Consider the following 22,988-nt stretch of genomic DNA (forward strand, 5'->3'; position numbering starts at 1 on the left):
ATCATATGTACAAAACATCAACCGGGCTTTTGCCCGGTTGCTGTTTTCTGCTCAGTGCTGGCTTCAGTGACGAGTTTTGCCGCCAATGTTGTCAAACAAGACTGACAATAACAAAGCGCTGTTGCCGGTAAACCGGCTTGTTCAGCCAGGCCAAAGGGCAAACGCAAACACCAGCAGCTTTCGGCCGGTTCACCGGCGCTAACCGCACACAGATTTTCTTTGCCACAACCCGGACATACACTCATCACAACCTCCGCCGCCAGTTCAGTAGCAGCATAGTGACCACACCAGCCAGCAAGCCCCAGAAAGGCGAAGCTATACCCCAAAAACTCTGGCCGGACGCCGTCACCAGAAATGTCAGCATAGCGGCATCACGATGCGGCGACTCCGCACTGACCTGCGCCAGATTAGCGGCGATAGTCCCAAGCAAAGCAACACCTGCCACTGTTGCCACTAAGGCCTCAGGAAAAGCGGCAAACAGCGCCACAACAGTGGCTCCGGCCACGCCGGTGCACAAATAAAACACCCCGGCAGCAATGCCGGCCGTATAACGTTTGGCCGGTTCCGGATGTGCTTCAGGCCCGCTACAGATGGCCGCCGTAATAGCAGCAAGATTAATTGAGAAGTTCCCCCAGGGCGCGCTCAGCAAAGTGACCAGGCCTGTCCAGCTTAACAGCGGTGACGCCGGCAGTTGATAACCACTGGCCTTCAGTACCGCAAGGCCGGGAATATTCTGTGACGTCATAGTGACCAGAAACAGCGGAATTCCAACACCAATCAATGCCTGCCATGACCACTGTGGACTGACCCACACCGGCTGCACCGGTGTCCATGCAACTTGTGATATATCCAGTTGCCCCATGGCAAATGCCAACAACAAACCGCTACACAACACCAGCGGCACCGCATAACGGGGTAACCATCTTTTTGCCACCAAAAACACTACTAACATGGTCAGCACCAGCACAGGGGAATCCGGCAAACTGATAAAAATAGCCAGGCCAAACTTCAATAAAATGCCGGCCAGCATTGCTGCGGCTAGGGGTAACGGGATACGGCTACTGAGTTTATCAAACCAACCACTCAGGCCCAGCAATAAGGTCAGCAGTGCACTAAACATAAAAACGCCAACAGCCTGCCCTAAACTGACTTCGGTTAAACTACTGGCCAGTAAAGCCGCACCTGGCGTGGACCAGGCGGTCAATACCGGAGCTTTAAAATACCAGGAAAAGCCAATACAGGTGATGCCCATGGCAAAACCCAGCACTGCAATCCAGGAGGCCGTGACCGCCTGATCAGCCCCTGCAGCGCTTGCCGCCTGAAATACGATGGCCACTGAACTGGCAAAACCTACCAACACAGCAACAAAACCGGCTACCACCGCCGACACACTCCAGTCTTGCCATTGCATTGGCGTTTTTTCCGGTTTCATCAGCACTCCAGTTCGGTCAAAACAGTCACTAACGCAAAAACTTCGCCACATACCAGCAGCTGGCGACCATCTGCAGCTGCTGTGTCCTGGCCCAGTTCAGCCCTGCCCGCACCAGCTGTTCGGCCAGCCCCTGACCTCGGGCTGCTTCAGGGACAAAAGTATGGGTAAAATTGACCTGCACAGCATGACCGGCGGCATCGGTACTGAGCTGATAGTCCAGCCTGGCTTGGTGGCCGGCAAAGTCCAGCACAAAACAATGTTGCTCCGGCAAATGTCGGATAACTGCCTGATCCATAATGGACTCCTTCGCTGCTCTTCTCAAAAAACGACTCTGCTACTTTACGCCGCAGCACCACAAAGTACCAGCACCCAGCACAACCCTCCCACCCTAAGGGCGGCAAAGCACAGCAGCGCAACTACTGATAAAACTGCAGGCAAAGCGCCAATTTCTTGTTAATCTACCAAAAAATTTTCGCCCTGGCCCCAAGCGCCCGGGGCTTTTTCAGATGGAGTGGTTATGACCCGCATTGGCACCCCGGCCAGCCCAACCAGCACCAAAGTCTTGTTACTTGGCGCCGGCGAGTTAGGCAAAGAAGTATGTATCGAATTAAAACGTTATGGCTGTGAAGTGATAGCGGTTGACCGCTACGTAAATGCCCCTGCCATGCAGGTGGCAGACCGCCATCATGTGATTTCAATGCTGAACGGCGCAGCCTTGCGTCAGCTGGTGATCAAAGAAAAACCTGATCTGATAGTGCCGGAAATAGAAGCTATCGCCACTGCAACTTTACTGGAACTGGAACAGGAAGGTTTTCAGGTGATCCCAAGCGCCCGCGCCGCTCACCTGACAATGAACCGTGAAGGCATTCGCCGCCTGGCCGCTGAAGAGCTGCAGCTGCCCACTTCGCGTTATCAATTTGCCGACGACCACGCCAGTTATCTGGCTGCTATTGCCACCGTGGGTTATCCCTGTGTGGTCAAACCCATTATGTCGTCGTCCGGTAAAGGCCAGTCGGTATTAAAGTCTGATGCCGATGTTGAAACGGCCTGGGCTTATGCTCAGGAAGGCGGCCGCGCCGGCAAAGGCCGGGTGATAGTGGAAGCCTTTGTTGATTTTGACTACGAAATTACCTTGTTAACCGTTTGCTCGGTCAGTGGCACCCAGTTTTGTGCGCCCATTGGCCATCGTCAGGAAAAAGGCGATTACCGTGAGTCCTGGCAGCCGCAAGCCATGTCTGACGCAGCCCTGGCCAAAGCCGAAGATTATGCCCGCCGTATTACCCAGGCCTTAGGTGGCCGCGGTGTATTTGGTGTTGAATTATTTATCAAAGGGGACAATGTCTGGTTCAGCGAAGTATCACCGCGGCCACACGACACCGGCATGGTGACATTAATGTCACAAAACCTGTCGGAATTTGCGCTGCATGCCCGCGCTATTCTGGGTTTACCCATTCCGGCGATACGGCAGCTTGGCCCTACCGCCTCTGCAGTGTTACTGGTGCAGGGACAGTCACAACAGATGCAATTTCATGGGCTTGACCGCGCATTGACCGAAGCAGATACTGAAATTCGTTTATTCGGAAAACCTGAAGTACATGGTGAACGCAGGCTTGGAGTTGCGCTGGCACAAGCCGGCACTATTGAGCAAGCGATAGAAAAAGCCCTGAATGTGATCAAGCAGATCAGGGTGGAGTTATAAAGGGACACAACAACTGCAAAGACTTATTGGCAAACTTTGCCAGTCTGCAGAGTTGTCTCCTACACTAAGAAACTGATAGTCAGCAACATCTGTGCACTGAACTATCAGTTTAACCTGCAGTTCTGCAGCAGCAGTGCTGAATTGTCGTGGTCGCAACGAAGAGGGAATGTGCATGATTTTGTTAGTCGGTGGGGAAAAAGGCGGTAGTGGCAAAAGTTGTCTGGCCCAGAACATCGCCGTGTATTTTTCAACCCAGAAAAATGCCAACGTGATTCTTGTGGATTGTGATCCACAACGAACCACATCTGATTGGGTGCAGGAACGTCATCTGTCACCGAACGTACAATGGATCAACTGTGTACAGATGTACGGCAAGATCCGTTATGAATTGAAGAGCCTTGAACACCACTACGACTATGTCATCGTCGACTGTGGTGGTCAGGATAGCGTGGCGCTGCGTTCCGCCATGTCGGTTGCCTCTCATGTGCTGTTGCCACTGCGGCCAAAACGCCGTGACTTAAAAACGCTGGAACACTTAGAAGATTTGGTCAGCAACTGTAATGTGGTGAACCCCGACATGATAGTTGCCTGTGTACTGACCCAGTGCCCGTCGTTACCCAATCAGGCCAACCGCATTCTCGACGCAAAAGAAGTGGTACGCAGCTTTAATTTACGGGTATTAAATGGCGTCACCTACAGCCGCAATATTTATGATGACAGCGAAGAAAAAGGTATGTCTGTGATGGACACTGAGCCGGATGGTAAAGCGGCTACCGAAATCAAAGACATTATTGTTGAACTGATGGCAATGAAGGCAATTCAAGAAGATGGCATTGACCGATCTGAAAAAAAATTCAACACGATCGAATAAACGCGCTTTCACCGTGGAAGAATTTATTGCCGATGCTGAAAACTACGCTATGGGGATCCCCAAAATCGTTAGTGTCAGACAGGCACCGGAAGAAGATTCAGCAACCCTGCTGAGTCAGGGGCCAATGCGTCATGCAACTTTCACTTTAAGTGCCGAAGCGATTGAGGTGTTAAACAATCTGAGTAAAGAAACTGGCGTATCAAAATCAAAATTGATCCGCCAGCTGATTCTCAGCGTCAACGAACAAAATCAGAGTGCCGCTGTGGGTGTAGGTAAGTCCGTCGTGGTGAAAAAGGTGGAATAACACCGCAGTGCGGTCTGGTTAATTTGTCAGACCGCTGCGGTTGTTCTCTATAACAGCACACACCTGCGTAATACTGTCACCATAGAGTTGTTGGTGAAACTGTCGTTCCACACAATAACGCTGATAAAACTCCAGAACATTAGCCGTACTACTGGCCACCCGCTCCAGTTCTGTTTGTTGACCTCTCCCCAGACTGTTACCTATTTCGGCAAACCGGGTTTTAATGGCCCTCATACTTTGATCTGATTTGACCTTGCTGGCATTGTGCGTTGAATCGCTGAATTTTGCATATAGCTGTTGTTTATAAGGCAGCAACACCGGATGATCTGACAATGTGGCAAGCGCCAGCACTAACACGATAAACCATAAGACTTTTTTCATTATTACACCTTTATTTGCGCATTGGCGCTTATTCTACGCATAAAACAAGCTGAACGAAATCCGGCTTTGTGCCTTGATGGTTTGACGCGCGTTCACCACCACAAGGTGTCATCAGTGTTGACACTCAGCTGTTGCCGAAGTTTACATTTTTTTGGCTGAACCTGCGCTTTATCAGGCTTTCAGGCTCGTCCAACTTTGGTACAAAAATTGCCTTTTAGGGCTGACTTTCAGGATATAGCCTGCGGTTGATCTACCGCAATGCAGGCAAGGCCATGATCCATCAGCATTTACTGCTATAATCGCCCACAGCGCCGGCAGACTTTTGCCGGCCTAGCTGCAGCATCAGAGGTACAGTGTGGAACCACAACAAAAGCAACAGACTATCCCAATTAAAGTGGATATGCACAATCCAAAAGAGCCGAAAAATTACCCAGTTCGGGATCGGATTTATGTGCGGGCAGTCAAAGGGTTGCATCAAAAATTACGCCGCAATATGGGTTTTGTTTTTATGGGCCTGTTTATGTTGTTGCCCTGGCTGCAGTTTGACGGCCACCAGGCCATTCTGCTTGATATTGGCGAGCAAAAATTTAATATTTTTGGCATGACCTTATGGCCACAAGATTTCACCATCATGGCTTGGATCTTTGTCATCGGCGCTTATGCCCTATTTTTTGTCACTACTTTTTATGGCCGGGTCTGGTGTGGTTATTTATGCCCGCAAACGGTCTGGACCTTTATTTTTATCTGGTTTGAAGAAAAGATTCAGGGCAACCGTAATAACAGAATGAAACTGGATAAAGACCCCTGGTCGGCGCAAAAAGTGCTGAAAAAAGGTTTGACCCACTTCGCCTGGCTGGCATTTTCTTTATTAACTTCGTTGATCTTTGTGGGGTATTTTACGCCTGTTGATCAACTGTTTATCGACTTCTTCACCGGCAATGCCAGCTTCTGGGCCGTGATATCTGTATTGTTTTTTATGGTATGTACCTATGGCAACGCCGGCTGGATGCGCGAAATTATGTGCACCCATATTTGTCCTTATGCCCGCTTCCAGTCTGCGATGTTTGATAAAGACACTTTTACTGTCACCTATGATGCAGTGCGTGGTGAAAACCGCGGCCCACGTTCGCGTAAAGACGCCGACTATAAAGAAAAAGGCCTGGGTGATTGTATTGACTGTAACCTCTGTGTGCATGTCTGCCCAACGGGGATAGATATCCGCAACGGCTTGCAATACGAATGTATCAACTGTGGTGCCTGTATTGATGCCTGTGATGACACCATGGACAAAATGGGTTATGCCAAAGGTCTGATCAGCTACACCACAGAGCACAGCCTGGCCGGTAAGCCCACCAAAGTGCTGCGGCCAAAGTTATTGGGTTATTTTGTGGTGTTGCTTGTGGTTTGTAGCGCCTTTGCCTGGACACTCTGGACCCGGATGCCGGCAGAACTGGACGTGGTGCGTGACCGCGGCAGCTTGTTCCGCGAAACCGATGAAGGTTTAATTGAAAACACCTACACCTTAAAAATCATCAATAAATCACAGCAGGATCAAACCTTTGTGCTGAGTTTCACCGGTTTGGAGCAAGCCAGCTGGATTGGTGAAAAAGAAGTCACTATCAAAGGCGGCGACACAGCCGGCATTCCAATCAGTTTGTCGTTGGATCCGGCCGATGCCACCAAACCAGTGATGGATATTGAATTCCAGGTGCGTGACAAAGACGAGCCAGACGTTGAACTGACCCAGGGCAGCAAGTTTTTTGCTGGCCGTTAATTCTGCTCTCTAAAGCCTGAACCGGAGCAGCAGTTTGTACTGCTGCTCCAATAAAGCCATCGCGGTCTTGTCCACAGCCGGTTACACTGCCCACTGCTTTTGATGAGGTTGGTTATGGCCGCTGCTTTTGATTTTTCGGAACTCTCGCCCGATTTAATTCTTGATGCCTGTCAGCATTATGGTTTTTATGCTGAATCCGGCTTATTGGCACTAAACAGTTATGAAAACCGGGTTTATCAGTTTAAAGCTGACGATGGCCAGCGTTATGTGGTGAAGTTTTACCGGCCTCAGCGCTGGAGCACGGCACAAATTCTGGAAGAACACCAATTTGCCTTTGAACTGGCTGAAGCTGAAATCCCGGTGGTGGCACCACTCAAAGTCGAGGGGCAGTCGTTATTGCCTTATCAGGGTTATCAGTTTGCCGTATTCCCTAGCCGCGGTGGCAGGGCGCTGGAAATTGATGATGATGAACAGTTATGCCAGCTCGGGCGTTTTTTAGGTCAGCTGCATCAACTGGGCGGCGCCAAAGATTTTTTGCACAGGCCAAAGCTGTCGGTGCAGGACTTTATCAGTGACAGCCGCAGTGTATTGCTGCAACAAGGCCAGTTCAGTACACACACAGGGCAACAACTTGAGCAGTTATTACAACAAATAGAGTTGCTGTGCCAGCAACAATATCAACCCAAACGCACTATTCGTTGTCATGGTGATTGTCACCCGGGCAACCTGTTTTATCACCAGCAACCATTTTTTGTTGATCTGGATGACTGCCGCCAGGCACCGGCTATCCAGGATTTATGGATGCTGCTGGGGGGTGAGGCTCCGGAGCAAAGACTGCGGCTTGAGCTGTTACTTGATGAATATCAACAGTTTTGTGATTTTGATTTTGCGGAACTTAAATTGATAGAAGCACTCAGAGCGATGCGGATGGTGCATTATATGGCGTGGCTCGCCAGGCGCTGGGTGGATCCGGCCTTCCCTTTGCATTTTCCCTGGTTTAACACCGAGGCATATTGGCAACAACAGCTGGTTGTGTTGCAAGAGCAGATATGGCGCTTACAACAGCCGGCATTGCAAATGCATCCGTTTGATTATTAACAATGAAATTTCATCAGGCCAAGCCGCTATACAGCACAATTTAGCTTGGTGTAAGCTGTGCGCCAGCTGATGGCCGGCGTAACGGCAATGGACGATAAAAAGTAACTCTGGAACTGAAAAATGAAAAAATTAATGATGTGGTTTGCAGCGGCTTTATTGCTGGTGCCGGCAGCACAAGCTGCTGGTAAATATAAAGAAGGTGAACATTATCAGGTTATTTCTGAGCAGAAGACGGCTAAGCCGGAAGTCAAAGAGTTTTTCTCTTTTTATTGCCCACACTGCCATTCATTTGAACCTGTAGTACAGAGTCTGGAAAAGTCTCTGCCCGAAGGTGTGGTGCTGAAAAAATTCCATGTTGATTTTATGGGTGGTGCCAAACAGGAAACTCAGGCCGCATTAAGCCGTGCTATGGTTCTGGGCAAAGTGAAAGGCAAAGGCAATGAAGTGAACCGTGCATTGTTTGAGCACATTCATACCAAACGTAAAGCTTTTGCCAGCGAGCAGGACATTCGTGAAGTGGTGTTAAGCGCGGGTATTGACGCCGCCGACTACGACAAAAACATCAACAATTTTGTGGTGAAGTCTCAGGTCAGTCTGATGCAAAAAGAACAAAATACTCTGTCAAAATCCAGAGTGCTGAATTCGGTGCCCACTTTTATTGTGAATGGCCGCTACAAAATTGACATCAGCAAACTGGACCAGGCGAATCTGGAGCAGGACTTAAAAGGTCTGACCAACTATCTGTTACAACTGCCTTAATTTTCCGGAGGATTGATGATGTTTCGCCGTATTTTACTCAGTGCAGTTGCACTGTTCAGCCTGACCTTGACCGCTCAGGCGACAGAGTTTGTCGCAGGCACCCACTATGAAGTTGTGGCCGAAAAAGCCACCGCCAAACCTGAAGTCAAAGAGTTTTTTTCATTTTATTGTGGCCATTGTTTCCGCTTTGAACCTGTTGCCAACAAACTGGCCAGCCAGCTGCCAACAGGTGTAACACTGGAAAAAGTGCATGTAGATTTTGTGCAAGCTGCAGCCCCTGACGTACAAAACGCGTTAGCCCGTGCTTATCTGGTAGGGAAATCTGCCGGTCAGGGCGAAAAAGTTGCCGCAATGATTTTTGATTATATCCACCAGAAAAGGGCGTCATTTAGCTCAGAAGCTGACATTCGCAACCTGCTCGTGGTTAATGATTTTGACGGCAAAGTATTTGACGCCAAAATCAACAGCATGCCAGTTGTGACTGGTGCCGACGCGATGAAATCTGCCCAAAACCACTGGTCGGAAAACCGGGTACTCACAGGTGTGCCCATGCTGCTGGTGAACGGCAAATATAAGCTGAAATTCGACAAGTTGGATCCGGACAATTTTGAGCAGGAACTGCAACAGCTGGTGACCTACCTGCTGGCGAAAAAAGACTAACAAATTTGTGATCTGAGCCCGGCAAATGCCGGGCTTTTTTTTGTCTGAAGAACGCAGCCACAATCATTCATTCCAAGGCATGGCAAACTAAGGTATAACGGCAACATGAAAATACCCAAAAGAATCCAGCCATTGGTTGACGAAGGCCTGGTTGATGAAGTTCTGCGGCCACTGATGAGCGGCAAAGAGGCGGCTGTGTTTGTCGTGCGTTGTGGCGACCAAATCCGCTGCGCCAAAGTATACAAAGACGCCAGCCAACGCAGTTTTAAGCAAGCAGTACAGTATCAGGAAGGCCGTAAAGTACGCAGCTCACGCCGGGCCAGAGCTATGGAAAAAGGCTCACGTTATGGCCGGGAACAACAGGAACAAAGCTGGCAGCAAGCCGAAGTATCAGCCCTGGCAAAATTAGCCGACGCCGGGGTGCGGGTACCTGAACCTTATGGCTGTTTTGACGGTGTATTGTTGATGGGACTGGTGACAGACGCCGACGGTGATGTAGCTCCCCGGCTCAATGATGTGTCGATGTCGGCAGAACAGGCGATTGAAGATCACGCTATTATGATGCGTTACATTATGCGGATGCTTGGTGTAGGTCTGGTGCACGGTGATTTATCTGAGTTTAACGTGCTGGTCGACTGTTATGGCCCTGTGATTATCGATTTACCGCAGGCTGTGGATGCCGCCGCCAATAATAACGCACTGTGGATGCTTGAGCGTGATATTAACAACATGACGCAATATTACGGGCAGTTTGCGCCGGAGCTGTTACAAACCAGATACGCTGCGGAGATCCGGGCTTTGTATCAGGCCGGAGATTTTGACCCTGAAGCTGAATTAACAGGCCAATATCAGGACCCGACAGCGGCAGCAGATGTAGACGCAGTGTTAGAAGAAATCAAAGCCGCTTTTGCCCAGATGCAGGAACGACAGCTGCGCCAGCAGCAGCACAACGAAGACTGATCGCCATATTGCAGCCCGCAGTGTTCTCAAAGTAGTAACCTGATCCACATCTGCAATCCGGCAAGTGACTACAACGACGGGGGGCTGATATGCGACTGGAACGGGAACAAAGTCTGGTAATGCTGATTGATATTCAGCAAAAGCTGGCACCGGCCATTTTTCAATCTTCAAAGGTACAGCACGCCGCCCTTTGGGCGCTGCAGGTGGCGCAGCAACTACAGGTGCCGGTATTGGCCACTGAACAATATCCACAAGGTTTAGGGCTAACAGTGCCTGATTTGCGCCAGCTGCTGGTGCCGGCCCATATATTCAGCAAAATTCATTTTAGCGCTTGGCGTGAAGCTGATATTGCACAGGCCATTCGCCTTCAGCAACGCCGGCAAATTGTATTACTCGGCACTGAAAGCCATGTATGTGTGCTGCAAACCGCACTGGATTTATTAGAGGCCGGATTTCAGGTGTTTGTGCTGGCCTGCGCCGTGGGCTCGCGCACCGAGGAGAACAAACAGCTGGCACTTGCCCGGTTGCAGCGGGCCGGCGCCAGTATTATCAGTCTGGAAATGCTGGCTTTTGAATGGCTGGATAAAGCAGGCAGCGACGAATTCAGAAGGCTGAATCAGGGCTGGATCCGCTAAACGGCCACCGCAGCCCTGGTCGCGGACTTTATTCGGCCAAAATTTCCACAGCTGTTGGCACCAGTTGCCAGCTGATCAGTGGCTGGGTGACAGTTGCAGGGTCAAACTTTTTGCCCTGCGCCCTGGCTTCTGCCGCCAGCTGTTCGCGGCTTGATGCTAAATCCTGTTCAATTTTAACCAGCTGCCCCATGGCCAGCGCTTGTTTGCCACGGGCACTAACCGGAAACACCATATCACCGTCGCGAACCTTAATTTTCAGGGTGCTATCGGACGTCACCGCCAGCTGCATCCAACAGCCTTTTTTCTGACACACACTGACAATCTGGCTTTGCAAAGTGATGGTTTTACCCAAAAACTGCTCTGGCGCTGCCGCTACCTTGCGGATGTCGTTGACTAAGGTTTTATCTACAACACCACCAAACTGCAGCGAAGCGGCCAGCAATTGGCCGCAGAACAATGCCGGTACCACAAAAAATTTCCATTTGTTGATCATCATCCCTCCAGGGGTGTTTTGCGAGCTGGCATACGAACTTCTGTATTCTCAGTGAGATATCACAGCAATATCATATTTTTGTCAGCCTTTTACCGCTGCGCCGTAGTGAAATTCTAATACGGAAGTTCCACTATAACTTTGGTACCGCAAGTACGACAACAACAGTGAACAAACAAGGTAGGGAGATATTCTGATGAACACCAGCGGCATTAATAACCTGCAAAACCAATATGCACTTTATAGTGGCACCACCAGCAATACGACCAGTTCAACCAGCACGAGCAGCACCACCCAAAGCACAGCCAGCAGCACTGCAGATACCGTGACTTTAAGTGCGGAAGCTTTGGCGTTGCAGGCTACTTCAGAGACCGATACTGTTAATCCACCGGAGTCAGAAACTTTAGGTGTAGGTCAGGGGCATGGCATTAGACCGCCACAGTGAAAGTTTTGAATAGGCCATCATAATGAACAGTAATTTTTACGAGTTGCTAGAAAACATTACCCCTGGCTCCGACATATTCGTTGATATGGCGAACTATGGGGCTTTTGGCTATCTATCATTGCTTGTGGCCGCTTTGCTGTATGAGCGTAAACTCAACTCAATCACGATTTCAATTTTTGTTATTTATCTGAGCTGGATAAGTTCAAGAGTGCTCACGCCTGTATTGTATGATCTGGCGTCAGGCCCAGAGCTGTATACCAAGTTCGTTTGGTATGGCAGTTGGATCCTCTGTGATGTATTTTGCATCTGGCTTATTTATTACCTGCATAAGGTGCAAAATTTAAGGGCGACCCAACTGTCCTTGGTGGTTTCGATGTCTTTCATTGTAATGAGCCTGATTCAGGCCATTGATTTTATTGACAGAGCCACGTTGCAAAGTAATTTCTTTGCAACTGCTTACCAGTTACTGATTGCCACTATGAATACCTTCATGTTGCCGGTTATTCTGTACTTCTGGTTTGCTGAAATCCGCAAACGCCGGCTCATTGCAGCAGGAGCATAACCATGGCTTTTTTGCTGATTTTATTCACCTGCTGTTTATTGATCCTGGCTTTACATCTGCATTTAAAATTGCAGCAGTTGGCCAAAGAACCGCAGATTTATGCCGAAGTGGCCGTTGAGCTGCAACAAAGAGCACACGATTTACTGGTGCGAAAAGATCAATTGGATGCCAGACAAAACAGTGCAAATAAGGATGAAGAGGAACACTGGCGTAACGATGTAGCGCAGTATATGGAAGATTATGAACAGGAAGCGCTGGCCAGGGCCAGAGTACACTTAGGTCGTAAAACCCCGTCAGTCAGCTGACGGGGTTTTATTTTTATCTTTGCTCAACCACCACTACGACGGCCTTTTGTTTGTGCCTGTTGTGCCAGCCTGAGCTGTTGTGGTGTAGTTAGCACCTGCTGCCAGAACCAACCCGCCAGAGGCCCTATCACATCTGCTTCGGCGTTCGTGAGCAGCACCAGCCCATAGCCACTTTGTGGTGAATAGGCGATATAAGGCCGGTAACCATCAACCACACCGGCATGGTAATACAACTTTTCGTTATCATATTGCACCATCCGCCAGCCCCGGCCATACCAGGCACTGACTTGTTTAAACTGTTGCCATACCGGCCAGCGCGGTTTACCCGGCATCCGGGTTAACGGCTGTTGCAACTGGCTCAGAACCTGTGGTGGCAACACATCAGGTCTTTGCCCCAGCATGGCCTGTAAATAAATGGCCAGATCCCGCGCACTGGCATTCACCCCTGCAGCAGCGCTGACCCGGTAAAAATTGGCTTTGGGTTTCACCTGCCGCCAGCCTTTGCCACCCCGTTCATGCGGCATGGCTTTGTTGCGCGACGCCAACAGCGGCGCCAGACCCACAGAGGCGGTTTGCATACCCAGGGGCTGAAATAAACGCTGGTTTAATAACTGGTCGTATTTTTGGCCTGTGGCCCGCTCCAGCGCATTGCCGAGCAAACCAAAAAACACATTCTGATAACTGTAACAACGCCCCAGCGGACAAACCGGGCTGAGCTCTTTCAGGCGTGGCAGGATTTGCGCCGGCGTTTGATCGGCTTCTATTAAGTCTTCAAACGCATGGGCCCAAAAACCACTGCTATGGGACAACACTTGTTCCAAAGTCAGGCTTTGTGTCAACTCTGGTGTTCTGAGCCGCAGCTCAGGCACGTATTTGGATAAGGCCTGTTGTAGTTCCAGTTGCTGCGCCTGCTGTGCCTGCACCAGACTGACACCGGCAAAAGTTTTTGATACTGACGCCAGACGAAATACGGTATCAGCATTAACTGTGGCACGCTCGCCCACAGATCGCACACCATAGTGCCCCAGCTTCAGAATGCGGTCGCCCTGCACTATGGCATAAGCACCGCCCGGCACTTTGGCCTTTTGCAGTTTTTCCCTGAACTGCTGCTCAAAGCTGTTTAACAACTCTGCTTCTGATAAAGGCGCGGCCGGCACAGCCGCACTCAATAGCGCCAGTATCAGCAACACTTTGCGCAAGCGCGATTTTTTTAACAACATGCCAAACTCCGGAAAATAATACTTCATCGCTCAAAGGCGCGACGCCTGTTTAGGGTAAAGCCGGTAAATACAACATTGGATCCTGCTGCACCCCCTGCAGCAATAATTCAAAATGCAGATGTGGTCCTGTCGCTCTGCCACTGCTGCCCACTGCGGCTATGGCTGTACCAGCCATCACTCTGTCACCTGGCTTGACGTTCACCTGTTGCAAATGTGCGTATAAGCTTTGGTAGCCTGCACCATGATCCAGCAACACCACCAAACCCAGATTGGGGTGCAGGCTGCTGTTATCGGCAATTAACACTGTTGCCGGCGCTACGGCGCGTACTTCGTCACCGGCATGCCCGGCTAAATCCAGCCCAGTATGCGGTCGGTATTGGCGGATGGCACTTTTCACGCCAAACTCTGAGTTCACCTCTACCCGCTGTAACGGCCATTGCCACTGCTCTGGCACCGTTTGCCGCCACCACAACTGACTGAACAGCAGATAACAACAGAGCATGCCAAGCAATACTGCCATGATCAGCGCCGCCAGCCGGCGCAACGGCCACAGCACCACAGGTTGAAACAGCTGAGTTAACCGCTGCTGATAAAATTGTTCATCCACTTTGTGCCGGGTAAAACCGGCACTGATCTGGTTGGCATATTGCTGATACTTCAGACTAGTCAGCATTGCTTTGCCATAACTCAGTGCCAGTTCAGGCTGCTGCGCCAGCACCTGGCGATCAACAGTCAGTTCCATCGCCCTTACAAAAGCGGCTTCCAGTCTGGCCACCACCGGATTAAACCAGCACAAAGCGGCCAACAGCCGCCAGCACAACAATTGTTGTGGGTCGTGGCGGCGCACATGACACAGCTCATGTTGTAATAACAACAAACGTTCAGCGGCCGGAAAATCGGCAAAATTGGCGGGCAGCAGCAGCGACAAGCGGAAAAAACCAAACACAAAAGGTGAACCTGTCCCCTGTTGTTGTTTGAGCTGCAACTGCAACAACTGAGGTTTTATTGCTGCAATAGCCGATGGGCAGATCCCCTGCAATATATCACTGGCTGTGACAGCTGCCGCCTGCTCAGTGAACAACTGCAGTTGTTGCCATTGTTGTCTGAGCTGCCGTAAGTGCCAGCAAAAACCTGTGAACCAGATGCCGGACAACAATACCACCAGCAATTCTGACCAGTGCAACTGTGGCATCACACTGGGGTGCATCACCTGCGCCGTCCAATAAGCTGTGGTTTCAGCCACAGGCTGTAATAAAGCGACCGGGATCACCCACTCTTGTTGCCATTGTAATGGTGGCCATAACGGCAAGGTGCAACAAAATAGTGCCAACCAATAGCCAGCCGGCCACTGTGCCAGTGCAGGTTTGGTTCGCCAGAAAATTTGCAGCCCACACCAGAGCAAATAGCTCCAGAGCACAAAAACACCAAGTTGTAGCAAGATCAGCATTTGTTGCCCGCCTGATCTGCTGCCAGCTTGGTGAGCAGCATTTCCAGTTCAGCCATTTCGGTGGCATTGACCAGCTGACTGTCGGCAAACATAGCAACGGGCAAAGGCCCTTTTAACTCAAAAATACGGCTGGCAAAATCCTGAGCAAAAGCCGCCAGCGTACTGACTTTATCTGCCAGCGCGCTGTAACTGTTTTTATGACCCTGACTTTCAAAACTAACCAGCCCTTTTTCGGTCATACGCTCCAGTGTTTTGCGGGTGGAGGAATAACCCCAGCCCAGCACGGGCGCCAGCTCGTCATGCAGCTCACGGGCTGTCAGCGGTTGTTTTGACCATAACAGTTTCAGAATTTCCAGCTCTGGCGCCGTTGGTTGTTGCATCAGTGGACCCGGTGTAAAAACAATAATAGCGTCATAGTGCGACAAATGTCGCAGAGTGGCAAGCAAAAACTGCGACTCCTGTCGCAGTTTTTATCCTTCCATCACAGTCTGTTGTGGCTGCGCTTTACCAAGTGCACAACTTTTTTGCCTGTATCTTGAAGCGACAGTGACAAAACCCCATCTTGATGACATAGCAGCCAGCCTGACTGGCATCCGTTTATTTTCAGGAGTTGTTATGTCTGTTACCTCTCGTTATACCCTGCCTGTGTTGTTGTCTTTTTTTCTGACCAGCTGTGGTTATTTTTCTGCCGACCCTAAACAACTGGCCGAACAAGCCTGGCTTGCTAAGGATCAACAATTAGCAGCCGCAGTCACGCAAATCCGCGAGCAAGGGCTGGATGCAGTAGTGGCTTCAGCAGAAGCTGGCTCAGTGGCAGCCTGCGTGGCCGGAAAACTCACCGCAGATCCGCTGGGCAAACTGATTAGTGTCGAAGGCGCCCTGGCAGAATCGGCTAAAGTGGCGCAGTTATTAGCCAACTTAGAACAACTGTTACAGCAGGATTTTAGCTTTGAACAGCTGGCCAGCACCCTTGAAAAAGGCGCTGCTGCGGCAGCTTATGCCAAAACCTTAATTGACCAGCAAGGGCTGGAGCAGGCACTACAAACTTTAAAACAGATGGTAAGCGCCAGCAGCGCTGTTGCACAGCAGGATTTGGGGGCTCATTTGCAGTCCTTATTGCAGTCTTGTCACAATACAACACCAACAGAAACAACCCCCACAGCACAAAAAGCCTGAGAACTACCGCATCTGCTTACGTGAATAAAAAACGGCGACCAAAGTCGCCGTTTTATTTTGCTCAGAACTGATACCGCAGATGTATCAGATACTGGTTTACCCCTGCCGGCTCCAGCAACACACGCTGGTAACTGATACCAGTCTGCCAGGCTGGACTTATCTGATAATTCAGCGTAAGTCCAGAGAACCAGTCGGTGCCATCCAACTCCTGCGTTAAAGTGCTAGTTGCCATCTTACTGCTCAGATCGGCTTGCCAGCGGATCACACCAAGCGGCAATTCAAACTGCCAGTCATTCAGCTGCCAGAATTGCCAGCGTACAGCGGCAGACGCGCCATCACCTAATACCGGTGTGGCCTGGGCCACCAACTGCTGGAATTTGGCCGCATCCAGCACAGAACCTGAAATAGTGGCACTGCCTTCACCCAGCTTTTGGTAACCAAGCTCAACAGCCAGGTTATCAAGCAGACGATAACCCGCCACCAGCTGATAACCAGTGTCGGTGTTGTCAGTATGGACCAAACTGCCTTGCGGCAGGTAAAATTGCCGTGAGCCGGCTTCACTCTGGCCTGCGCCCAGCTGCATATAAACATCTGCAGCTGCCGCCTGGGTTGTTGTCAGCAGGGCAAATAACAACGCAAACAAGCCGGCACGGCGGCGCCAGCCACCGAAAGCCGCCAGCCCCAGCAGCATCCAGCCACCGCTACTACCACCAGAAGATTTATTTTCTACCACCACATCCTGATAGGCCTTCACTGTGACCATCACTATAGCGCTGGCTTCACCACCTTTGCTGTCACGGATCCGGTAACTGAGCTGATCGGTGCCGCTAAAACCGGCTTTTGGTGTGTATCTCAGCTGGTTGTCAGCCTCAATACGCACTGAACCTTGCTGGGCAGTGGCACTGATCACTGTTAATACATCTTTGTCGACGTCCTGATCGTTGGCCAGTACATTGATAGTAATAGCTGTACGATCGTCGGTGTTGGCGCTGTCATTGACAGCCACAGGCGCAGTATTAAAGTAGACCGACACCCCACCTGGATCGACCACAGCAGAGTTCACCAGACCATCATCATCATTGGCACCACCGTCCTCTATGGTCAGTTGCACACACAGATGGCCGGCAGTCAAGCCGGGCGTCCAGTCAGCGGAACCCGGTGGTGGGCAATAACCCGGATTACCGGCCGCAGAATGCAACGCATTATTGGCATCTTCGGCAAAAGTCACCCAGCGACCACGCTGGAATTTGCGATAAACCGCATTGGCCGGAATGGCTGCTCTTTGTGGGATCACCACCCGCACCGACTGACCAGGAGTTGGCAAATCGCGGATAGCAAAATCAAACACGCCACCAACAGGCTCAAACGCCGGATCAACGACTAAATCGTTCAAAGTGCCAATCTCGTTATCCAACAATTGCACACCACCCGAATTACTGCTGCGGGCAAATAAGCCCAGACCACAACGAACTCCCGGATCACATTCAATCAGGTAGGCATTGGTGGTGACTAATTGCTGCGGCAGAATATTGGTTGATGGCATATTGTCCAGATAATCCGGAATACCGTTATCGTCGCTATCCCCTGTCCCTTCCTGCTCGTCATTCTTACCATCACCATCTGTGTCAGTGTTGGGATTTAACACCGGCAAGTTAGCGATAACACGGAAATAAATCGAAGCCCGCACACTGGCACCGGCTGAATCTGTCACCGTCAGCTGTACCTGATGACTGCCGGTTAAACCTTCAGCACTAAAAGTTCTGCCGGCATCGGTCGCATTACCGTCTGTGTCTGCTAATCCATTGGTTGCTGACCAATCGTAACTGTGGGTATCACCGTTATTGGCATCTGTCACCCGTGCTGTGACCACCACAGGCCCGCCGCTGGGTGTAACCAGACTGGTATTGACACCACCCTGTGTCAGGCTCAGGTTCACCACAGGCGGAACATTACCACTGCGGATATCAATACTATGTTTATTGGCTGCGCCGACGTTCAGCCCTTCACCCAGCCCAATCACCAGTTGGCTGTCATTAAACCCGGTGACTGCCGCCAGAGTCACCGGAATGTCCACTTCCAGCTGACCCGGCTGAGTGAATGTTGCAATCCCATTCACCAGATTATGTTCAGCTGCAGTGGCAGTAGTTTCAATGGTATCAACAACATAAGGCACACTCAGCGGGTACTGTGGCGCCGGCCCATTTAACAGCACACGGAAACTTACTTCACTGCCACGGATGGCAACTTGTGATTTGCTCAATGACACCAGTGGCTGAATATCCAGTTGTTGTTTGGCTTCACCACTGACACCCACCGCATTGGTAGCTTTCCAGATGAGGTCATGGCGGCCTGGTGGCAACAAAATTGTTCCATCCCTGGTTAGGCCCGTAACAGTCACAGTGCAGCAGTCATTGCCCGACACGCCGTCTTTGGCCAGTTTTTTCAGCGCAGCATCAAGCTCGGTCTGGCTGGCATTGGCCGGCAGTCCAAGCAGTTGCCGCATAGTCACAGCCGTAAATAAGCCTGTGGCGTTGAGCACTAAAGTGTCGGGCGCTGTCACTATCGGTTGTAACGGATCAACAGTGGCAATCACTTCCAGATCAAAAGCCGGCAAAGCAGCACTGGCCGTGCCATCACTGACGCTTATCACTATGCCCAAAGTTTTACCTGCATCTGTGCCTGCCGGAGTGCCGGTTAAAGCGCCTGTTGCCGTATTAAAGCTGGCCCAGCCTGGTTTGTTGTCGATACTGAAGGTCAGAGTGTCACCAGTATCGATATCCGAAGCCGTTGGCGTAAAACTATATGGCGTGTCCTGGTCCAGGCTGGTGACAGGGGTACCGCTGATACTTGGCGCATCGTTTACCGCTGCTATCAGCACATTAACAATAATACTGTCGCTGGCCTCACCGTCACTGACCTCAACAGTAAAACTGTCGTTGCCATGGTAATTTGCTTCTGGCGTGTAACTGACCACACCTGCGCTGACGCTGGCTGTACCCCGGGTTGCAGCACTGCTGATGCTCCAGCTCAGCGGGTCATTGTCGGCATCAGTTGCCGTCAAGGTTAATGCAAAAGCATTCGGGGTGCCGTCTTCACTGATATTCACGGTGGTCGAAGCGCCCTGGGTGATAATGGGAGCCTGATTTGGCGCTATAGGCGTCACCGTATTAGAGGCAGCAGATGCTGCGCCTGTACCTGCCGAATTGGTTGCTGTAACGGTAAAGCTGTAGCCGGTGCCATTGGTTAAACCAGTAAACACAAAAGGCGACGCTGTAGCGGCTCTGCTGATGCCACCAGGGCTTGCGGTCACGGTATAACCGGTAATGCTGCTGCCGCCATTGGATGCCGGAGCACTAAAGTTTACCGTTGCCTCTGCATTGCCGGCCGTTGCACTGCCAATCACAGGCGCGCCAGGCACCACGGCATTTACAGTAAAACTACGACTAACCTGAGTTGCAGCGAGGTAACTGCTGTTACCAGCCTGATCGGCATTAATAGTACAGGTGCCGGCGCTGACAAAAGTCAGAGCACCCAGGCTGGTAATAGTACAAACACCAGGCGTGGAGGACGTAAAAGTGGGAGTTAAGCCTGAATCTGAGGTTGCACTCAGGGTTGGGCTGGTACCAAAATTTTGCGGACCAGGATTATTAAAGGTAATAGTCTGGGTTGCAGCAGGTGTAATTGAATTGGATGCACCTGACGAAGGGCTGGTACCTGCGGCATTATCAGCCGTTACCGTGAAGGTATAAGCCTGACCATTGGTTAAACCGTTTATCACTATAGGCGAAGCAGCGCCATTGACCGGCGCCACATCTGGCGGACTCACAGTCACGGTATAACCGGTAATACTGGTGCCGCCGGTATTCACTGGCGCGGTAAAAGCAACACTGGCCTGAGTGTCACCAGCCACAGCAGTTCCTATGGTTGGAGCACCGGGCACTGAAGGATTCACAGTGAAAGAACGACTCACCTGGGCTGCAGGCAAATAAGATGAATCGCCTGCCTGATCGGCATTAATAGTACAGGTCCCTGCAGTTACAAAGGTCAACAGGCCGCCACTGGTAATTGTACAAACTCCGGTAGTTGAGGAGCTAAATGTCGGCGTCAAACCGGAATCGGATGTCGCAGTCAGTGTCGGCGACGTACCGTAAGTCTGTGCTCCGGGGTTGGCAAAGGTAATAGTTTGTGGTGATGCAGGAGTCACAGAGTTGGACGCTGCAGAAGCCGCACCTGTACCCGCCGAGTTGGTAGCTGTGACGGTAAAGCTATAAGCCACACCGTTGGTTAAACCAGTGACAGTAATAGGTGAGCCCGCGCCTGTTCCGGTAAATCCACCTGGATTGGACGTCACGGTATAACCGGTAATAGCAGCGCCGCCTGTGCTGGCAGGTGCAGTAAAGGTGACCGATGCCTGGGTGTTACCTGCTGTTGCAGTTCCAATACTTGGCGCACCCGGCACTACCGCATTCACAGTGAAAGTACGGCTTACGGTAGCAGCCGCATTGGTGGCTGCATCACCGGCCTGATCTGCATCTATAGTGCAGCTGCCTGCAGTCACAAAGGCCAGGGCTCCACCTGAGGTAATGGTACAAACGCCGGTTGTGGATGAGCTAAAACTCACGGTTAAGCCTGAAGTTGCCGTCGCACTCAGCGTGGGTGTGCTACCAAAGTTTTGTGCGCCTGGATTAGCAAAGGTAATGGTTTGATTGGCTTTTGGCGTCGCTGAGTTGGACGCTCCTGATGCCGCACTGGTGCCTACGGCATTGGTTGCAGTCACAGTAAAGGTATAAGCAGTACCATTGGTGAGACCGGTGACTGTAATAGGCGATGTGGTAAAACCGTTACCACCGCCGATAAATCCGCCCGGGTTTGAGGTGACTGTATAACCCGTAATCGCTGAACCGCCGTTGTTAACGGGCGCGGTAAATGCAACGGATACCTGACCATCACTTGGTGTTGCTGCGCCAATAGTGGGAGCATCCGGCGCCGTTGGAATCGCAACCGTGTGGGTGGTCCCACTGGTATAAGCCGCTGGGCCTGAGTTACCTGCCGCATCGCTAATATTGGTCGATGCATTCAGGTTGAGTTTGATAGTGCCGTTGCCGGTAATGCCACTCACCGTTACTGTCACGCTCGAACCTGAACTTGCTGACACATTGGTGATAGTGCCGCTCGCGGTACCGGTTGTACCCAGCGCAAAGTCATCGGTGGAAATGTTACTTACCGATTCACTGAAATGGACGATGAAATCAACGCTAACATCAGTTGCTAAAGCGCCACCTACGGGCGCCGTACTGGTCACTGATGGCATAACACCATCTACAACCAGGCTCTTATTTGCGCCGAGCGAATTAGCAGCCCCAGGCGATGCCAAGGTTAAGGTCGCATTATTGCCAGCAGCATCACGGATGGTGCCGCCATTTAGCGTGAGAGAATTGGTGGCAACATAATCCAGGTCGCTGGAAGTGTCGCCTGATTGGATGGTGTAGCTAAAGGTCAAACTGGAAGAGCCAGAGCCGCTCGCGTAATTAATCGCCCGATCAACCGCGCCGGTTTCCAACATAAGTTGCGGTGTGCCGGTAACCAATGCGGTTTCACTGAAGTTTATCTGGATGCTGATGGTATCACCCAGTTTGTAGGTGCCGTTCGCTGTGCTGGCCGTCACTGAAGAAACTGTCGGCGCGATGCTGTCAATTAGAACACTGGTGGTGGATCCAACTGAATTTAGGGTCAGTGTCATGTCATTATTAGCAGCATCCTTCAGGGTACCGCCGTTCAAACCGAGTGCCCCCACGGTAATACCATCAAAATCAACCAAACCACTTTCAACGGTGTAATTAAAGACAAGTGCCGAGCTGCCAGAGCCAGACACATAAGTTGCATATTTAGTAGTGGCACCAATGGTCAATGCGATTCGGGGAGTGCCACCACCAGTATTAACGATCACGTTTTCACTGGTGTTAACGGTAAAACTCAATGATTGCCCGGTGATATAAGTTGCGTTCGAAGGCACACTGACACTGGTGACGGTAGGTGGTGTAGTGTCGGGTATACGCGCGTTGACCCAGGATAAATTATCCACCTGAATGTGTTGCACATCCGAACTTACATCAACACGTATTTTGGCAACACCAACAAACCCACTTAAATTGAAACGGTTAGAGGTAAATGTTCCCAGCGCACTGCCTACGACCATCGAAGCCTGGGTAGAAGTAACGGTATTTCCGTTCTCATCATAGCCTGTCACCGTGGTGGTGACTGTATCGCCCGAAGACGATATCGCCGTAACGGCTACATCCATTGACAAGAAATCGGCAATGTAACCATCCTCAGCCGTAATCTCTATGTAATCCATCTCCCGCGTTGCGGTACTGGCCGTAAGCCCGATGATACGTGCCGAATTAAAATAACCAGATGAATCATTGACTACTACCACGTCATTGGTCCACTGGACACGAACTGTTGCGGTGCCATCAGCACTGTCATCAAGATCATATGAACTAAAACTAAATCCGGAGAGTGTTGCCAGCCCCGCTGTAGTCTGGGTCGCGGTTGAGGTGTTACCAGAGAGAAAACCACTTGTCTGACCAGTAAAGGTCAAAGTACCTGACGCTGCTGGTGCGGCATATGCCGACTGAAAGAAAATTGTCATGATCATCACAATGACCATCGAATAAATCTTCGTGATCTCAGCCTGTCGCTTTACAGCGACTGTTAAAAAGTTTTGACTTTGTCGACTAAACCATGACATGGAATTTCCTCTCTTAAAT

The 22,988-nt window shown here is 50.8% G+C and carries 22 protein-coding genes; 13 read left to right on the plus strand and 9 right to left on the minus strand.

Annotation, left to right across the window (positions count from 1 at the left end):
* Positions 1–17 precede the first annotated feature (17 nt).
* Genes V7P87_RS09355 through V7P87_RS09365 form a run of 3 tightly spaced genes read right to left on the minus strand, consistent with a single transcriptional unit; the run spans position 18 to position 1,727 of the window.
* On the minus strand, positions 18–245 hold the full coding sequence (locus V7P87_RS09355; RefSeq protein ID WP_333797198.1) for a cysteine-rich CWC family protein: 228 nt from the start codon (positions 243–245) through the stop codon (positions 18–20).
* The gene (locus V7P87_RS09360; protein ID WP_333797199.1) at positions 245–1,432 is read right to left on the minus strand and encodes a benzoate/H(+) symporter BenE family transporter; all 1,188 of its coding nucleotides are present in this window, start codon (positions 1,430–1,432) and stop codon (positions 245–247) included. The genes V7P87_RS09355 and V7P87_RS09360 overlap by 1 nt, the downstream gene beginning before the upstream one ends.
* A gap of 28 nt (positions 1,433–1,460) precedes the next feature.
* A complete protein-coding gene (locus tag V7P87_RS09365; protein WP_333797200.1) occupies positions 1,461–1,727 on the minus strand; it encodes a GNAT family N-acetyltransferase in 267 nt (88 codons plus the stop codon).
* A 222-nt stretch (positions 1,728–1,949) separates the two neighbouring features.
* Between V7P87_RS09365 and purT the strand changes: the two genes are divergently transcribed.
* From purT to V7P87_RS09380, 3 genes are all read left to right on the plus strand, one after another.
* Positions 1,950–3,131: a formate-dependent phosphoribosylglycinamide formyltransferase gene (gene purT / locus V7P87_RS09370; RefSeq protein WP_333797201.1), complete on the plus strand. Its 1,182-nt coding sequence runs from the start codon at positions 1,950–1,952 to the stop codon at positions 3,129–3,131.
* A gap of 172 nt (positions 3,132–3,303) precedes the next feature.
* Positions 3,304–4,002, plus strand: a complete 699-nt coding sequence (locus V7P87_RS09375) for a nucleotide-binding protein (protein ID WP_260658182.1) — start codon at positions 3,304–3,306, stop codon at positions 4,000–4,002.
* 13 nt (positions 4,003–4,015) lie between these two features.
* On the plus strand, positions 4,016–4,306 hold the full coding sequence (locus V7P87_RS09380) for a ribbon-helix-helix protein, CopG family (RefSeq protein WP_333797202.1): 291 nt from the start codon (positions 4,016–4,018) through the stop codon (positions 4,304–4,306).
* An 18-nt stretch (positions 4,307–4,324) separates the two neighbouring features.
* Here the strand turns inward: V7P87_RS09380 and V7P87_RS09385 are convergent, their stop codons facing one another.
* Positions 4,325–4,687, minus strand: a complete 363-nt coding sequence (locus V7P87_RS09385) for a hypothetical protein (RefSeq protein ID WP_333797203.1) — start codon at positions 4,685–4,687, stop codon at positions 4,325–4,327.
* 355 nt (positions 4,688–5,042) lie between these two features.
* Between V7P87_RS09385 and ccoG the strand changes: the two genes are divergently transcribed.
* The 6 genes from ccoG to V7P87_RS09415 all read left to right on the plus strand — a co-directional run bounded on the left by ccoG (position 5,043) and on the right by V7P87_RS09415 (position 10,573).
* Positions 5,043–6,461 carry a cytochrome c oxidase accessory protein CcoG gene (gene ccoG / locus V7P87_RS09390; RefSeq protein ID WP_333797204.1) on the plus strand — a complete coding sequence of 473 codons (1,419 nt, stop codon included), beginning with the start codon at positions 5,043–5,045 and terminating at the stop codon, positions 6,459–6,461.
* A 114-nt stretch (positions 6,462–6,575) separates the two neighbouring features.
* Positions 6,576–7,559, plus strand: coding sequence for a serine/threonine protein kinase (locus tag V7P87_RS09395; protein ID WP_333797205.1), 984 nt, complete (start codon positions 6,576–6,578; stop codon positions 7,557–7,559).
* A 120-nt stretch (positions 7,560–7,679) separates the two neighbouring features.
* Positions 7,680–8,318: a thiol:disulfide interchange protein DsbA/DsbL gene (locus tag V7P87_RS09400; RefSeq protein WP_333797206.1), complete on the plus strand. Its 639-nt coding sequence runs from the start codon at positions 7,680–7,682 to the stop codon at positions 8,316–8,318.
* A gap of 15 nt (positions 8,319–8,333) precedes the next feature.
* Positions 8,334–8,978, plus strand: coding sequence for a thiol:disulfide interchange protein DsbA/DsbL (locus V7P87_RS09405; protein ID WP_333797207.1), 645 nt, complete (start codon positions 8,334–8,336; stop codon positions 8,976–8,978).
* A gap of 105 nt (positions 8,979–9,083) precedes the next feature.
* On the plus strand, positions 9,084–9,938 hold the full coding sequence (locus V7P87_RS09410) for a PA4780 family RIO1-like protein kinase (protein WP_333797208.1): 855 nt from the start codon (positions 9,084–9,086) through the stop codon (positions 9,936–9,938).
* Positions 9,939–10,027: 89 nt separating this feature from the next.
* The gene (locus V7P87_RS09415) at positions 10,028–10,573 is read left to right on the plus strand and encodes a hydrolase (RefSeq protein ID WP_333797209.1); all 546 of its coding nucleotides are present in this window, start codon (positions 10,028–10,030) and stop codon (positions 10,571–10,573) included.
* A gap of 28 nt (positions 10,574–10,601) precedes the next feature.
* Here V7P87_RS09415 and V7P87_RS09420 read toward each other — a convergent pair whose 3' ends face one another.
* Positions 10,602–11,066 carry a DUF4920 domain-containing protein gene (locus tag V7P87_RS09420; RefSeq protein ID WP_333797210.1) on the minus strand — a complete coding sequence of 155 codons (465 nt, stop codon included), beginning with the start codon at positions 11,064–11,066 and terminating at the stop codon, positions 10,602–10,604.
* Between the two features lie 193 nt (positions 11,067–11,259).
* Between V7P87_RS09420 and V7P87_RS09425 the strand changes: the two genes are divergently transcribed.
* The 3 genes from V7P87_RS09425 to V7P87_RS09435 are packed head-to-tail and all read left to right on the plus strand — an operon-like array spanning position 11,260 to position 12,375.
* A complete protein-coding gene (locus V7P87_RS09425; RefSeq protein WP_333797211.1) occupies positions 11,260–11,508 on the plus strand; it encodes a hypothetical protein in 249 nt (82 codons plus the stop codon).
* A 22-nt stretch (positions 11,509–11,530) separates the two neighbouring features.
* Complete coding sequence (locus tag V7P87_RS09430; RefSeq protein WP_333797212.1) at positions 11,531–12,070, plus strand: hypothetical protein; 540 nt, start codon at positions 11,531–11,533, stop codon at positions 12,068–12,070.
* A gap of 2 nt (positions 12,071–12,072) precedes the next feature.
* On the plus strand, positions 12,073–12,375 hold the full coding sequence (locus tag V7P87_RS09435; protein ID WP_333797213.1) for a hypothetical protein: 303 nt from the start codon (positions 12,073–12,075) through the stop codon (positions 12,373–12,375).
* Between the two features lie 23 nt (positions 12,376–12,398).
* On the opposite strand, the gene V7P87_RS09440 is transcribed toward V7P87_RS09435, so the two are convergent.
* Genes V7P87_RS09440 through V7P87_RS09450 form a run of 3 tightly spaced genes read right to left on the minus strand, consistent with a single transcriptional unit; the run spans position 12,399 to position 15,488 of the window.
* Entirely contained in the window at positions 12,399–13,595 is a 1,197-nt protein-coding gene (locus V7P87_RS09440) for a serine hydrolase domain-containing protein (RefSeq protein ID WP_333797214.1), read from the minus strand.
* 49 nt (positions 13,596–13,644) lie between these two features.
* A complete protein-coding gene (locus V7P87_RS09445; protein ID WP_333797215.1) occupies positions 13,645–15,042 on the minus strand; it encodes a peptidoglycan DD-metalloendopeptidase family protein in 1,398 nt (465 codons plus the stop codon).
* Complete coding sequence (locus V7P87_RS09450) at positions 15,036–15,488, minus strand: BlaI/MecI/CopY family transcriptional regulator (protein ID WP_333797216.1); 453 nt, start codon at positions 15,486–15,488, stop codon at positions 15,036–15,038. Before V7P87_RS09450 ends, V7P87_RS09445 begins: the two co-directional genes overlap by 7 nt.
* A 169-nt stretch (positions 15,489–15,657) precedes the next feature.
* Here V7P87_RS09450 and V7P87_RS09455 point away from each other — a divergent pair, with 169 nt between their 5' ends.
* Positions 15,658–16,218: a hypothetical protein gene (locus tag V7P87_RS09455; RefSeq protein ID WP_333797217.1), complete on the plus strand. Its 561-nt coding sequence runs from the start codon at positions 15,658–15,660 to the stop codon at positions 16,216–16,218.
* 61 nt (positions 16,219–16,279) lie between these two features.
* Here the strand turns inward: V7P87_RS09455 and V7P87_RS09460 are convergent, their stop codons facing one another.
* Positions 16,280–22,969, minus strand: coding sequence for a fibronectin type III domain-containing protein (locus tag V7P87_RS09460; RefSeq protein ID WP_333797218.1), 6,690 nt, complete (start codon positions 22,967–22,969; stop codon positions 16,280–16,282).
* Positions 22,970–22,988 lie beyond the last annotated feature (19 nt).

Origin of the sequence: Rheinheimera sp. (assembly GCF_036782235.1) — a bacterium.
Taxonomy (GTDB): Bacteria; Pseudomonadota; Gammaproteobacteria; order Enterobacterales; family Alteromonadaceae; genus Pararheinheimera.

Excerpts from the sequence above, each read along its gene's own strand:
- V7P87_RS09355 (WP_333797198.1), bottom strand. The coding sequence starts at position 245 with ATGAGTGTATGTCCGGGTTGTGGCAAAGAAAATCTGTGTGCGGTTAGC.
- V7P87_RS09360 (WP_333797199.1), bottom strand. The coding sequence starts at position 1,432 with ATGAAACCGGAAAAAACGCCAATGCAATGGCAAGACTGGAGTGTGTCG.
- V7P87_RS09365 (WP_333797200.1), bottom strand. The coding sequence starts at position 1,727 with ATGGATCAGGCAGTTATCCGACATTTGCCGGAGCAACATTGTTTTGTG.
- purT (WP_333797201.1), top strand. The coding sequence starts at position 1,950 with ATGACCCGCATTGGCACCCCGGCCAGCCCAACCAGCACCAAAGTCTTG.
- V7P87_RS09375 (WP_260658182.1), top strand. The coding sequence starts at position 3,304 with ATGATTTTGTTAGTCGGTGGGGAAAAAGGCGGTAGTGGCAAAAGTTGT.
- V7P87_RS09385 (WP_333797203.1), bottom strand. The coding sequence starts at position 4,687 with ATGAAAAAAGTCTTATGGTTTATCGTGTTAGTGCTGGCGCTTGCCACA.
- V7P87_RS09395 (WP_333797205.1), top strand. The coding sequence starts at position 6,576 with ATGGCCGCTGCTTTTGATTTTTCGGAACTCTCGCCCGATTTAATTCTT.
- V7P87_RS09400 (WP_333797206.1), top strand. The coding sequence starts at position 7,680 with ATGAAAAAATTAATGATGTGGTTTGCAGCGGCTTTATTGCTGGTGCCG.
- V7P87_RS09405 (WP_333797207.1), top strand. The coding sequence starts at position 8,334 with ATGATGTTTCGCCGTATTTTACTCAGTGCAGTTGCACTGTTCAGCCTG.
- V7P87_RS09410 (WP_333797208.1), top strand. The coding sequence starts at position 9,084 with ATGAAAATACCCAAAAGAATCCAGCCATTGGTTGACGAAGGCCTGGTT.
- V7P87_RS09415 (WP_333797209.1), top strand. The coding sequence starts at position 10,028 with ATGCGACTGGAACGGGAACAAAGTCTGGTAATGCTGATTGATATTCAG.
- V7P87_RS09420 (WP_333797210.1), bottom strand. The coding sequence starts at position 11,066 with ATGATCAACAAATGGAAATTTTTTGTGGTACCGGCATTGTTCTGCGGC.
- V7P87_RS09425 (WP_333797211.1), top strand. The coding sequence starts at position 11,260 with ATGAACACCAGCGGCATTAATAACCTGCAAAACCAATATGCACTTTAT.
- V7P87_RS09430 (WP_333797212.1), top strand. The coding sequence starts at position 11,531 with ATGAACAGTAATTTTTACGAGTTGCTAGAAAACATTACCCCTGGCTCC.
- V7P87_RS09435 (WP_333797213.1), top strand. The coding sequence starts at position 12,073 with ATGGCTTTTTTGCTGATTTTATTCACCTGCTGTTTATTGATCCTGGCT.
- V7P87_RS09440 (WP_333797214.1), bottom strand. The coding sequence starts at position 13,595 with ATGTTGTTAAAAAAATCGCGCTTGCGCAAAGTGTTGCTGATACTGGCG.
- V7P87_RS09445 (WP_333797215.1), bottom strand. The coding sequence starts at position 15,042 with ATGCTGATCTTGCTACAACTTGGTGTTTTTGTGCTCTGGAGCTATTTG.
- V7P87_RS09455 (WP_333797217.1), top strand. The coding sequence starts at position 15,658 with ATGTCTGTTACCTCTCGTTATACCCTGCCTGTGTTGTTGTCTTTTTTT.
- V7P87_RS09460 (WP_333797218.1), bottom strand. The coding sequence starts at position 22,969 with ATGTCATGGTTTAGTCGACAAAGTCAAAACTTTTTAACAGTCGCTGTA.